Raw genomic sequence first — 12,868 nt, 5'->3', positions numbered from 1 at the left:
ACTAAATTTGTCATCCTATGTTAAAAACAGTCAATATACTTAATAAAAGAGCGCGATTTGATTACGAGATAATCGATACTTATACTGCTGGAATTGTTTTATCTGGAACTGAAATCAAATCGATACGTTTAGGTAAGGCTAATATCACTGAAAGTTTTTGCGAATTTAGTAACCTCGAACTTTTTGCTATAAATACTTATATCGAAGAATATTCTTTTGGAAATCAATTCAATCACAAATCTAGAAGTGAGAGAAAATTGCTTTTGAATAAAAAAGAACTAAAAAGTCTTCACAAAAGCGTTCAGGCAAAAGGACTTACTATTGTTCCTTTAAAATTATTTACTAACGAAAAAGGGCTTGCAAAACTGCAAATTGGTCTTTGTAAAGGAAAGAAAAACTACGACAAACGCGAATCTTTAAAAGAACAAGATACAAAACGCGACTTAGACCGAATAAAAAAGGCTTACAACTAAAGTTATTTTTTAATTACAAGAAGAACGTTTGTTTCTATTTTATACGTATTTTTACTACAATCATTGTAAAAAATTGTAATATGAAAAAATACTTATCTTTAGTAATCGCCGTTCTTGCGCTTTCGGGTTGTGGTAGTAATACCTCTATCGTTAATAGCTGGAGAGATCCCAAAATAACAATTGCTCAGGAAAACTTCAAAAAAGTTTTGATTGTAGCCTTATTAAAAGACGAAGCTTCGCGAAGAATTACCGAAAACAGAATCGCTGCAAGTAATCCAATCTTTAAAACTTCTTACGAATATCTAAACGAAACTGTCAAAGATCTTAGTAAAGAGCAAAAATTAAAAATTTTGCAAGATGAGAATTTTGATGGGGTTATTACATTGCGTTTAGTAAGTACCGAAAAAGAAACCACTTATGTTCCGGGAACTTACACCGGCATGTATTATGGCGGTTTTGACGGAATGTATACCGGAATGTATGGTTATGGTTTTGGAAACTGGTACGGAATGTATTCTCCCAACTTTTACGATCCGGGATACTATCAGGAAACCACATCTTATATGGTAGAGACGAATGTTTTTTCATTAAAAGAAAATAAATTAATCTGGACAGGAACTACAAAATCAGATTATGTAACTGATTTGGGCCAAACGGTTGATGCCATTATGCAAACTGTAGTTCAGGAAATGAGAAAAGATGGTTCTCTTCCTCCAAAAAGCAAAATATAATTTTAGAAAAAGCAATATTTAAAATATTGCTTTTTTTTATCGGAATTTTAATGACTGATTTTGTCAAGACATTAAACTACATGAAAAAATGAAATCACTTCTTAAAAATGCCAGAGAGCAAAAAGGTTACAAAACTCGTGAAGTAGCACAACTACTTGGCATTGACCAGGCTTTAATAAGTAAATTTGAAAGCGGCGGAAGAAAACCTACACGAGAACAGATTTTAAAACTTTCCCAACTTTTGGAGATTGATTATGAAACTTTAATGATTGCATGGTTAAAGGCAAAAATACTACACGAAATCGAAGATGAAGAATTTGCTTTAAAAGCTCTTTTATTGGTTGAACAGGAAATTCAAAATAATAAAAAAATTATTGAATCTAGCGTTTTATCAACCATTCAAATTATTTTGGATGAAATCGAAATTTTAAAACAACAAATTAAATCTTTAAATCATTTCGACTTGCGTAGAATATCTAAAGCATTAGAATTAGAATTTATTTATGAAAGTAATCGTCTAACCGGAAACTCACTAAACTTTGAAGAAACAAAGTCAGTAATTAATGAAGGACTAACAATTACAGGAAAAACAATGCACGAACATCTTGAAGCGGTAAATCTTCAAGAAGCAATTGCCTATATCAAAGATTTAAATCAAAAAAAAGTTTCTATATCAGAAAAAGAATTTCTCGTCATGCATAATTTATATATGAGAGGAATAAATCCCGAAAATTCTGGAAAATATAAAAATGATCCGTTAGTAATTCGCGAAATGAACTTATTTTTTAATTGGTTTGAAACCAATAAAAATAGCTTGCACCCCATAATTTTAGCTTCAGAATCATATCTAAAAATAATAAACCTCAATCCTTTCGAAACTGGAAATCTTCAAATTGCCAATTTATTAATGAACTGGATATTACTTCAAAACGGTTATATATTTGCAACAATTCAAGAAAACAGAGACAATTATTTATCTCTTTTAGAAGAATGCCAAAACAAAAATGATAAATCATTCTTTATTAATTACATCCTTCAAATTGAAAAAGCCAACTTACTTAGAGCAATAGAATTGGTTTCAAAATAAAAAAAGCCCAACTCAATGGGCTTTTTCTTTAATTTTTATCTTCTAATAAAGGAACAAATCTAAATTCTCCAAACTCATGTTTTTCAAATTGCGTTTCATTTTTACGAATCAATAAGGTCATAATCTGAACATCTTCTCCTAACGGAATAACCAGCCTTCCTCCTATTTTTAGTTGTGCCATTAAAGGCTGAGGAATAAAAGGTGCGCCTGCAGTAACTATAATACTATCAAACGGTGCGTAACTTGGTAATCCTTTATATCCATCTCCAAAAGATAAATGTTTAGGACGAATGTTTAATTTTGGAAACAAATTCGAAGTAGTTTTAAACAATTCGTTTTGTCTTTCTACACTAAATACTTTAGCGCCCAACATACATAAAACGGCGGTTTGGTAACCTGAACCGGTACCAATTTCCAGAATTTTGTGTTCTTTTTTTACTTCTAATAATTGAGATTGAAATGCAACCGTGTAAGGTTGTGAGATAGTTTGACCGGCTCCTATAGGAAATGCCTTATCCTGATAAGCATAATCTTCAAAACTTGAATTCAAAAAAAGGTGTCTTGGGATTTTTTTTATCGCATCCAAAACCGCTTTATCAGTAATTCCTTTTTGCTCTAAAGTGCTTACTAACTGATTACGAAGTCCTTGATGTTTGGCAGTGTCTTTCAAAATGGGTAGGTTTTATTTTTGCAAAAATAAGAAAGTAAATCAATTTTAAATGCTTTCACAAAGAATGTTTTCAAGGTACAATCTTCTTTCAAATTCATAAAAAGCAAATCAATTACCACTCAAATGGTTGTATTTACCGCTCGTCATTTTTTTGAAAATTTTCATCTAATGTGTTTCTACTTTTGAATCATCAAACAGGAAATAATAACTTAAAAAAATAAGAAGATGAATACATTTAAAATGAAAAACACCACCGAATTTTTAAAACCATTAACTGTTGGTTTTGCAATTGGACTTATCTCAAATGCCATTAGTTTTTTAATTCACCTCTAAGTCAAAAATCAATCAATCAATCAATCAATCAATCAATCAATCAATCAATCAATCAATCAATCAATCAATCAATAATAAATAAATTAATCATTAAAATCATTAATCATGGAAACTAAAAAAGAAATAAACGTTTACAAAATCGCTAAATCATTTGTGGTAGGTTTTATAATAGGATTTGCACTTTACAAATTCGTAACAATAATCCTTTTATAAAGTAAAACAATCATCAATCAAAAAACACTAATTATGAAAACAATTACATTAAAAAAAATTACTATTCTATCTCTAGGAATTGCTTTTACAGGAAATTCTTTCGCACAAAGCAAACAAGAAAAAGCACCTTCTATTCCTGTTACTGATACTTATTTCGGAATTAAAGTTGAAGACAAATACAGGAATCTTGAAGATTTAAAAAGTGAGCAAACGCTAACCTGGTTAAAAGCTCAGGCAGATTATACTAACAATATTTTAAACTCGATTCCGGGAAAACAAACTCTTATAAATCAATTGACCTCTATAAATGACAGAGTCAGCGAAGCAATTAGCGGCGTTCAGATTACGCAAGACGGAACTTACTTTTATCAAAAAACTACTCCAAAAGATCAGGTTGCAAAACTGTACAAAAGAAATGGTTTAAAAGGAAAAGAAACTTTAATATTTGATCCGGAAAGCTTAAAAGGAGAAAGTAAAGACATTTTTAATATTAGTTCTTTTTCACCAAATAAAAGCGCCAAACTTATTGCCGTAAATGTTTCTAAAAATGGCGGAGAAATGAGCGAAATGATTTTAATAAATTTAGCCGACAACAAAATTTTAGCTGATAAAATTGACAGACTAAGATTTGGTAATGCAAATTGGCTAAAAGATGATAAATCATTTTTATACGCACAATCACCTACTTCTGATATTCACGATGCAAAAGCACAATTGAATATTATAACCAAATTACACGTTGTAGGAACTGATAGTGCTACAGATAAATTACTTTTTAGCAAGGCCATGTATCCGGAACTGAATATTGCAGAAGAAGAAATTCCTATTATGGGCTATGACGAAGACAGCAATATGCTTTTCCTGATGCCTTACTCTGTAAATCAAAACCAAAAACTTTTTATTGCAAAAGGTCCAGATTTAACTAAATCAAAAATTAGCTGGAAATTACTAACCGACAGAAAAGATGAAATCAAAAGTTTTGCTTTTAGTAATAAAGACATTTATTTTTATACAAGTCTGAATTCTCCCAAATTTAAAGTTACAAAAACAAGTATTGCCAATCCAGATCTGGCAACAGCAACACTTGTAATTCCAGAAGACAAAGAGGCCAATTTAAATCCGGTTACGATTACCAAAGACGGAATTTTTTATACAAAAACAAAAAACGGAATTGAAAGCAAATTATATTTTACTGATTTTGAAGGTAAAAATCATAAAGAAATTAAAACTCCAAAAAAATCTGCTACTATCGTTTTAAGCGCAAGAGGAAATAAGTTTTCTGATCTATGGGTTAGAACAACAGGCTGGACAACTAAAGGAGAACGTTATAAATATGACGTAAAAACAAACACTTTTACACGAGAAGAACTTTCGACTATTGCTGAATATCCTGAATTTGAAAATTTTGAAATCGAAGAATTAATGGTAAAATCTTATGATGGAGTTGAAGTACCACTATCTCTTATCTATAAAAAAGGAATCAAAAAAGATAAAAATACGCCCGTTTTATTTTATGGTTATGGCGCATACGGAATGTCTATGTCTCCAAGTTTTAATCCAGGCTTACTTTTATGGGTAGAAAAAGGCGGAATACTTGCTGTTGCACACGTACGAGGTGGCGGAGAACTGGGAGAAAAATGGCATTTGGAAGGTCAGAAAAGCAAAAAACAAAATACATGGAAAGATGTAATTTCGTGCACAGAATATATGATTAATGAAGGATACACCAATCCGACAAAAACGGCAATTTACAGCAGAAGCGCAGGAGGAATTTTCGTAGGAAGAGCCGTTACAGAAAGACCAGATCTATATGCAGTAGCTATCCCGGGAGTAGGAAGCATGAATACCGTGAGAGGAGAAAATGCACCAAACGGACCTGCAAATACACCAGAATTTGGAACAATGAAAATAGAAGATGAAGCCAAAGCTCTAATAGAAATGGATTCTTACTTGCAGCTAAAAGAAGGTGTAAAATATCCTGCAACCCTGACAACAGCAGGATTTAACGATCCTAGAATTATTGTATGGTCACCAGCTAAATTTGCAGCCCGATTATTAGAAGTAAATACCTCTAATAAACCAACTCTACTAAAAGTAGATTACGAAGCCGGTCATTTTGGAGGAGCTTCAAAATCAAAATCGTACGAAGAAGTTGCCGATGTATTAAGTTTTGCACTATGGCAAGTAGGTAATCCTGATTTTCAACCTAAAAATTAATTATTTAAAATGTAACTTTGGCAATGATCGGCATTGCCAAAGTTTTTTACAACTTAAAATTATGATCAAAATAATTATTGCGCTTGTTATTGAATTAAGCAGCTACTTAGTTAAAATTGTATTGGAATAAAAAAAAGTGTCTTTATTTCTTGAATGATGACTACTTCTTTTAGAAGTTTTTCATCGTATAAATCGTTGATTTATCAAGGTCATTAAAGGTAAAATAAATTATAAAAATGTTTCAAAAAAAGGATCGGTTTTTCATTTTAGTTCAGGTTATTATATGGACTATTTATTCAGGAGTACTTTTTATTCCTCAAATTATTATTCCCGAATTAAATTTTTTAGGATATAAAAATTGGCAGCTTTTATTAGATTACTGCTTTAGTATTTGCCTGCTCACATTTGTTTCTATTGTTCTAAAATACTTTTATGACCGACATATAAAACTTGACGATTTTAAATTTTGGGAAATTATCAAAATGCTTTTTTTAATTTTCTCTGCTGCCATTCTTTATTACGCAGCGCTAATGGCTTATAATTATATAGTCATCAATTATATATATCACAATCCTGAAGTTTTTGATCACCCATCTCAATCAGCAAAAAATCAAATTATCTTTGTTTTTGCAATGGGATTTCTTTTCTTTCTTTGGATCGTTGCCTACACGATTTACACAACAACTTTGCAAATCAAAAACAACAAAATGGACCGAATGCAAATTGAAAATACTTTGAAAGATTCTCAACTGAATGCTTTAAAAGGGCAAATCAATCCGCATTTTATGTTTAATAGTTTAAATAATATTCGCGGGCTAATATTAGAAAACCCCGAAAAATCAAGGGAAATGATCACCAGATTGTCTGAAATGCTTCGTTATTCACTTACCAAAAATGAGGTAACGAAAATTGCCCTTGATGAAGAACTTGAAATGGTAGAAAACTTTATAGAAATTTCTAAAATTCAACTTGAAGAACGTTTAAAATTTACTTCGCAAATAGAAAAAGAAACTTTAAAATTACAAATTCCGCCTATGATTATTCAAATGCTGGTTGAAAATGCCGTTAAGCATGGAATTGCGAAATTAAAAGACGGAGGTCATATTTCATTAAAAACGCAACTGGAAAATAACAATTTGAGCATTTTAGTTGCTAACTCAGGCGTACTTACTATCGAAAAAGATTCTACTCAATTAGGAATTAAGAATATCGAAAAAAGACTTCATTTAATTTATGGTGAAAAAGCTAGTTTTAAATTACAGGAAATAGAAAATGAAGTAATTGCCCAAATAATTATTCCAATACTTTAAAGTATGAAAAAAATAAAAGCTGTCATTGTCGAAGATTCCCGTTTGGCCAGAAACGAATTAAAGGAATTAATTAAAAACCATCCCGAAATTGAAATTATCGGAGAAGCAGAAAATGTTGATACCGGTTTTAAACTTATAGAGGAAACCCAGCCTGATTTACTTTTTCTTGATATAAACATGCCGGAAAAAGATGGTTTTGAGTTACTGGAAATGCTGGATAAAGTTCCTATTACAATTTTTACAACCGCTTTTGACGAGTATGCTATTAAATCTTTCGAATACAACGCTTTAGATTACTTACTAAAACCTATAAACCCTAAAAGATTCGCACAAGCAATCGAAAAAGTGGGACAAAATATAACCGAAAAAGAAGAAAAAAGCAGCAAGAAACTAACTTTAAACAATCAAATTTTTATTCGTGATGGCGAAAAATGCTGGCTTGTAAAAATTGCTGACATTTTTCTGTTTGAAGTTGACGGCAATTATACCAAAATATTTTTTCAGGACGAAAAAGCAATAATAAATAAATCATTAAACAATATTGAAGAAAAGCTTCCTGATGATTTTTTCTTTCGGGCCAATAGAAATCAGATTATCAATGTCGAATATATCCTTAAAATAGACCCATGGTTTAGCGGAAATTTACTTGTACACCTGCCAAAAGAGCTAAAAGTAGAAATCTCCCGAAGACAAACACAAAACTTCAAAGAAAAATTAAGTCTGTAGATACAACTATAATTGTTTAAATAATTTTGACTTTGTCATAACTAAACTTTTACTTTCGACAAATAAATTATATTTTTGTTTAAAATACATTCTCATGTTAAAAGTAGGAGTTTTAGGTGCTGGTCATCTTGGTAAAATACATTTACGTTTATTACAACAATCTGACAAATACGAATTAGTTGGATTTTATGATGAAAATCAAGAAAATGCCGAGCGAATATCAAAAGAATTCGGTTATAAAAACTTCAGTACTATTGCAAAATTAATCCACGCCGTGGATGTCATTGATATTGTAACTCCAACGCTCTCACATTATAAATGTGCTAAAGTAGCGATAAAATCGGGAAAACATATCTTTATAGAAAAACCAATTGCTAATACCGTTGATGAAGCCGAAGAAATTATTGCTTTAGCCAAAGAATACAACGTAAAAGGTCAGGTAGGTCATGTTGAGCGCTTTAATCCGGCGTTTATTGCTACAAAAAACATGATCGAAAATCCAATGTTTATAGAAACGCACCGTTTAGCAGAATTTAATCCGCGTGGTACAGATGTTCCTGTAGTGCTGGATTTGATGATTCATGATATTGATGCTATTTTAAGTGTCGTAAATTCAAAAGTAAAAGACATTCATGCAAGTGGGGTTTCTGTTATTAGTGACACTCCAGATATTGCCAATGCCCGAATTGAATTCGAAAACGGATGCGTGGCGAATTTAACGGCAAGCAGAATTTCGTTGAAAAATATGCGTAAAACACGTTTCTTTCAAAAAGATGCTTATATCTCAGTTGATTTTTTAGAAAAAAGATGTGAAGTGGTTCGTATGAAAGATGCTCCAGAAGTTCCAGGAGATTTTGATATGATTTTGCAAAATGCCGAAGGTGTAAAAAAACAAATCTATTTTACCAATCCTGATGTCGAGCAAAACAATGCGATTCTTGACGAATTAGAGTCATTTGCAAATGCAATAAAAACAGATACAACTCCTGTTGTAACACTTGAACAAGCAACTGATGCTTTAAGAGTAGCATATCAAATCATTGATTGTTTCCAAAAATAATTGAAAATTTAAAAAATAAAATTAGCCACGAATTCACGAACCAATTGGTGAATTCGTGGCTAAATCATAAATATAATATCTAATATAATATGAAAACTATAGCTGTAATTGGTGCAGGAACAATGGGTAACGGAATTGCTCATACATTTGCACAAAGTGGTTTTACTGTAAAACTAATTGATGTTTCTGAGAAATCATTAGACAAAGGAATGGCAAATATTGCTGCAAACCTCGACCGAATGTTATCTAAAGGAACCATTACTCAGGAAGATGTTGCTAAAACGATCACTAATATTATTACGTATACAGATATTAAGGATGGCGTTGTTGGTGTAGATTTAGTAGTGGAAGCAGCTACAGAAAATGTAGAACTTAAACTAAATATCTTTAAACAATTAAACGAAGCTTGTTCTCATAATACAATTTTAGCCACCAATACTTCTTCTATTTCAATTACTCAAATTGGGGCAGTTGTCGCACATCCTGAACGAGTTATCGGAATGCATTTTATGAATCCGGTGCCTATTATGAAATTAGTCGAAATCATTCGCGGATACAATACCAGCGACGAAGTGACTAAAATCATCATGGATTTATCTGAAAAATTAGGAAAAACTCCTGTTGAAGTAAACGATTATCCAGGTTTCGTAGCCAATAGAATTTTGATGCCTATGCTAAACGAAGCGATCGAAACGTTATACAATAAAGTAGCCGGAGTTTACGAAATCGACACCGTAATGAAATTAGGAATGGGACACCCAATGGGACCTCTTCAATTAGCTGATTTTATTGGCCTTGATGTTTGTCTTGCAATCCTAAACGTAATGTACGAAGGTTTCAAAAACCCTAAATATGCTCCTTGCCCACTATTAGTAAATATGGTGAGAGCCGGAAAATTAGGTGTAAAATCAGGAGAAGGTTTTTATGATTATAGTGAAAGTAAAAAAGCAGAGAAAATCTCTAAGCAATTTATTCTTTCATAAAAAAGAAACACCATGTCGATACAATCGAACCTAAATACAATCAAATCAAGTTTACCGGAACATGTAACCCTAGTTGCAGTTTCTAAAACGAAACCTGTTCCTGATTTGATGGAAGCATATAATGCCGGTCAACGCATTTTTGGAGAAAACAAAATCCAGGAAATGGTCGATAAGTACGAAGAAATGCCAAAAGACATTCAATGGCATATGATTGGTCACGTACAGTCGAATAAAGTTAAATTTATGGCACCATTTGTGAGCTTGATTCACGGTGTTGATAGTCTAAAATTATTAGAGCAAATCAACAAACATGCTTTAAAAAACAATAGAACTATAGACTGTTTGCTTCAAATATACATTGCCGAAGAAGAATCTAAATTTGGTTTAGACGAAAAAGAATTAAACGAATTATTATCTTCACCAGGATTCAAAGAGATGAAAAATATTCGTATCTTAGGATTAATGGGAATGGCAACATTCACAGAAGACCAAAACCAGATTAAAAAAGAATTTACACTTCTAAAATCTATTTTTGATTCGATTAAAGAGCTTAAAGCTGAAAACTGCGATCTAAAAACAATCTCTATGGGAATGTCTGGAGATTACAAACTTGCCATAGAATGCGGAAGCACAATGGTTCGTATTGGAAGCAGCATTTTTGGCGGACGTTAACTTAATTGTAGATTGTAGATTAAAGATTGTAGATTTTAACTGAATACTAAAAACCGAGACTGAATACTAAATTTGTACGCAATACTAGACATAGAAACCACTGGAGGCCAGTTTAACGAAGAAGGAATTACCGAAATCGCCATTTATAAATTTGATGGCCATGAAGTAATCGACCAATTCATTAGCCTTGTTAATCCTGAAATCCCGATTCAGCCTTTTGTGGTGAAATTAACCGGGATTAATAATGCTATGTTGCGTTCTGCACCTAAGTTTTTTGAAGTTGCCAAACGAATCATCGAAATTACTTCCGATTGTATTATCGTAGCGCACAACGCCTCTTTCGATTATAGAATTTTACGTACCGAATTCAGACGTTTGGGTTATGATTTCGAAGCCAGAACACTTTGTACAGTAGAATTAGCCAAAAAACTAATTCCAGAACAACCTTCTTATAGCTTAGGAAAACTAGTTCGCGCATTGGGAATTCCAATGGCCGACAGGCATCGTGCCAGCGGAGACGCCATGGCAACGACCAAGTTATTCAAAATGCTTCTTGAAAAAGACTTAGAAAAAACAATCGTAAAAGATTTTATAAAACTAGAAGTCGAAAAAGGAATTGCACCAAAATTTCTCGATCTTTTATCCCAAATGCCAACCAAAACCGGCGTTTATTATATCTATAACGAAGGCGGAACTCTAATTTATATTGGCAAAAGCCAAAATATCAAAAAAAGAGTCAATCAGCATTTTACAGGAATTACGACCAAAAGCAAAAAAATTCAAGCCGAAGTTTTCACCATAACCTATGATGAAACCGGAAGTGAACTTATTGCATTATTAAAAGAAAGTCAGGAAATAAAAATAAACAGACCCAGATATAACCGTTCACAACGCAAAACCAATTTTCCATATGCATTATATGTAGAAAAAGATGCTAACGGATATTTGAATCTAAAACTTGAAAAGGCTGACGGGCGTAAAAAAGAAATTACGTCATACGCCAGCTTACAAGAAGGTAAAAATGCACTTTTTAAGTTCACTACAAAATACCATTTGTGCCAAAAGCTTACAGGATTATATGTAACTAAAAAAGAATGTTTTCAATATAAAATAAAGGAATGCGACGGCGCTTGTATTGGCGAAGTCACTCCGGAAATTTACAATGCCAGAGTACAGCAATTTATAGCCGAAAACAGCTTCGAAAATAAAAGCATGATTCTTATTGACAGAGGAAGAAATGTAAACGAAAGAAGCGCGATATTGATAGAAAACGGAATTTATCAAGGATATGCCTTTTACGACCTAAACTATCAAATAAACAATGTCGAAATTCTAAAAAATATTCTCATTCCAATGCAACACAATCGCGATGTAAAGAATATTATCCAGAATTACATTCGTAAAAGCAAATCGCTTAAAATCCTAAATTTTTAACAAATAAAAACTTTCATTATCTTCGCGATATGAAAAAAATAAAATCAAAATACGAGCTTTTTAGACAAAAGACCCAAATAATCCTTTACGGTAGTAATACCTTTTTAGGCCGTCTTTTCGATCTCGTGCTTTTAGGCCTTATTTTATTAAGTGTACTATTGGTTATGTTGGATACAGTAGAAGGCATCAATCAAAAATACCACTACTATCTAATTATATGCGAATGGATTATCACAGTTTTCTTCACCATCGAATTTATCCTGCGTATAATTTCAATAAAAAAACCTTTAACCTATATTTTCAGTTTCTACGGAATTATCGATCTAATGGCCATTTTACCCATGTATCTGTCCATCTTTTTTCCTGCTACGAACGTTTTAACCATCGTTAGAATCCTCCGTTTCTTCCGGTTGTTTAAAATTTTACACATACCGCAAATTTCTCAGCAATCCCTACAGCTTCGTGAAGCCATGCAGGCCAGTAAAGAAAAAATACTTGTATTTATCTACTTCGTACTTATTAGCGCCGTAATTATCGGTTCGTTAATGTATGTAGTCGAAGGCAAAGAAAGCGGTTTTACCAGCATTCCGGTCGGGATCTATTGGGCCATCGTAACCCTTACCACCGTTGGTTATGGCGACATTTCACCTGCATCACCGTTAGGTCAGTTTTTAGCTTCGCTGGTTATGATTATGGGTTACGGAATCATTGCAGTACCAACAGGAATCGTTACCGCAGAATTTGCCAAAAGCAGCTTACGTAACAACGCCGTCAGCACAAAAAAAACATGTCAAAATTGCAATGCACAAGTACATTTTGATAGCGCAAAATATTGCCACGAATGCGGAGCAGAATTAATCAATAATTAATTTAAGGAGCTATTCCAGCTGTACATTACAACTCCTCCTTATCTTTGTTGTTTTTTTAAGGCATAAAAGGAGCTTCTAAAGTCGCTCTTT

12 protein-coding genes are annotated in these 12,868 nt (G+C 32.4%); 11 read left to right on the top strand and 1 reads right to left on the bottom strand.

Going from position 1 to position 12,868, the window contains the following annotated elements; genetic code table 11:
- The first annotated feature begins 17 nt into the window (after positions 1–17).
- The 3 genes from smpB to L0669_RS14140 all read left to right on the top strand — a co-directional run bounded on the left by smpB (position 18) and on the right by L0669_RS14140 (position 2,291).
- Positions 18–473 (top strand): SsrA-binding protein SmpB, encoded by a 456-nt coding sequence (smpB, locus tag L0669_RS14150; RefSeq protein ID WP_073393742.1) that lies wholly within the window; start codon positions 18–20, stop codon positions 471–473.
- An 80-nt stretch (positions 474–553) separates the two neighbouring features.
- On the top strand, positions 554–1,204 hold the full coding sequence (locus tag L0669_RS14145) for a hypothetical protein (RefSeq protein WP_173973190.1): 651 nt from the start codon (positions 554–556) through the stop codon (positions 1,202–1,204).
- 88 nt (positions 1,205–1,292) lie between these two features.
- Positions 1,293–2,291 carry a helix-turn-helix domain-containing protein gene (locus L0669_RS14140; RefSeq protein WP_263758334.1) on the top strand — a complete coding sequence of 333 codons (999 nt, stop codon included), beginning with the start codon at positions 1,293–1,295 and terminating at the stop codon, positions 2,289–2,291.
- A gap of 28 nt (positions 2,292–2,319) precedes the next feature.
- On the opposite strand, the gene L0669_RS14135 is transcribed toward L0669_RS14140, so the two are convergent.
- Positions 2,320–2,961: a protein-L-isoaspartate(D-aspartate) O-methyltransferase gene (locus L0669_RS14135; protein WP_173973188.1), complete on the bottom strand. Its 642-nt coding sequence runs from the start codon at positions 2,959–2,961 to the stop codon at positions 2,320–2,322.
- A gap of 579 nt (positions 2,962–3,540) precedes the next feature.
- Between L0669_RS14135 and L0669_RS14130 the strand changes: the two genes are divergently transcribed.
- The 8 genes from L0669_RS14130 (at position 3,541) to L0669_RS14095 (ending at position 12,778) form a co-directional block, all read left to right on the top strand.
- On the top strand, positions 3,541–5,724 hold the full coding sequence (locus tag L0669_RS14130) for a prolyl oligopeptidase family serine peptidase (protein WP_263758332.1): 2,184 nt from the start codon (positions 3,541–3,543) through the stop codon (positions 5,722–5,724).
- A 236-nt stretch (positions 5,725–5,960) separates the two neighbouring features.
- Positions 5,961–7,034, top strand: a complete 1,074-nt coding sequence (locus L0669_RS14125; RefSeq protein ID WP_263758331.1) for a sensor histidine kinase — start codon at positions 5,961–5,963, stop codon at positions 7,032–7,034.
- Positions 7,035–7,037: 3 nt separating this feature from the next.
- The gene (locus L0669_RS14120) at positions 7,038–7,760 is read left to right on the top strand and encodes a LytR/AlgR family response regulator transcription factor (RefSeq protein WP_173973185.1); all 723 of its coding nucleotides are present in this window, start codon (positions 7,038–7,040) and stop codon (positions 7,758–7,760) included.
- Between the two features lie 94 nt (positions 7,761–7,854).
- Entirely contained in the window at positions 7,855–8,820 is a 966-nt protein-coding gene (locus L0669_RS14115) for a Gfo/Idh/MocA family protein (RefSeq protein WP_173973184.1), read from the top strand.
- An 89-nt stretch (positions 8,821–8,909) separates the two neighbouring features.
- Entirely contained in the window at positions 8,910–9,803 is an 894-nt protein-coding gene (locus L0669_RS14110; RefSeq protein ID WP_263758330.1) for a 3-hydroxyacyl-CoA dehydrogenase family protein, read from the top strand.
- Between the two features lie 12 nt (positions 9,804–9,815).
- The gene (locus L0669_RS14105; RefSeq protein WP_263758329.1) at positions 9,816–10,475 is read left to right on the top strand and encodes a YggS family pyridoxal phosphate-dependent enzyme; all 660 of its coding nucleotides are present in this window, start codon (positions 9,816–9,818) and stop codon (positions 10,473–10,475) included.
- A gap of 72 nt (positions 10,476–10,547) precedes the next feature.
- Complete coding sequence (locus L0669_RS14100; protein WP_263758327.1) at positions 10,548–11,909, top strand: exonuclease domain-containing protein; 1,362 nt, start codon at positions 10,548–10,550, stop codon at positions 11,907–11,909.
- Between the two features lie 29 nt (positions 11,910–11,938).
- Complete coding sequence (locus L0669_RS14095; protein ID WP_263758324.1) at positions 11,939–12,778, top strand: ion transporter; 840 nt, start codon at positions 11,939–11,941, stop codon at positions 12,776–12,778.
- The last annotated feature ends 90 nt before the right edge of the window (positions 12,779–12,868 follow it).

Source organism: Flavobacterium bizetiae (assembly GCF_024271895.1).
Classification (GTDB): domain Bacteria; phylum Bacteroidota; class Bacteroidia; order Flavobacteriales; family Flavobacteriaceae; genus Flavobacterium; species Flavobacterium bizetiae.
Note: the sequence above shows the minus strand (reverse complement) of the source record. Positions and strands in the feature narration are given on the sequence as shown.

Coding starts and splice junctions, on each gene's coding strand:
- smpB (WP_073393742.1), top strand. CDS start 18: ATGTTAAAAACAGTCAATATACTTAATAAAAGAGCGCGATTTGATTAC.
- L0669_RS14145 (WP_173973190.1), top strand. CDS start 554: ATGAAAAAATACTTATCTTTAGTAATCGCCGTTCTTGCGCTTTCGGGT.
- L0669_RS14140 (WP_263758334.1), top strand. CDS start 1,293: ATGAAATCACTTCTTAAAAATGCCAGAGAGCAAAAAGGTTACAAAACT.
- L0669_RS14130 (WP_263758332.1), top strand. CDS start 3,541: ATGAAAACAATTACATTAAAAAAAATTACTATTCTATCTCTAGGAATT.
- L0669_RS14125 (WP_263758331.1), top strand. CDS start 5,961: ATGTTTCAAAAAAAGGATCGGTTTTTCATTTTAGTTCAGGTTATTATA.
- L0669_RS14120 (WP_173973185.1), top strand. CDS start 7,038: ATGAAAAAAATAAAAGCTGTCATTGTCGAAGATTCCCGTTTGGCCAGA.
- L0669_RS14115 (WP_173973184.1), top strand. CDS start 7,855: ATGTTAAAAGTAGGAGTTTTAGGTGCTGGTCATCTTGGTAAAATACAT.
- L0669_RS14110 (WP_263758330.1), top strand. CDS start 8,910: ATGAAAACTATAGCTGTAATTGGTGCAGGAACAATGGGTAACGGAATT.
- L0669_RS14105 (WP_263758329.1), top strand. CDS start 9,816: ATGTCGATACAATCGAACCTAAATACAATCAAATCAAGTTTACCGGAA.
- L0669_RS14095 (WP_263758324.1), top strand. CDS start 11,939: ATGAAAAAAATAAAATCAAAATACGAGCTTTTTAGACAAAAGACCCAA.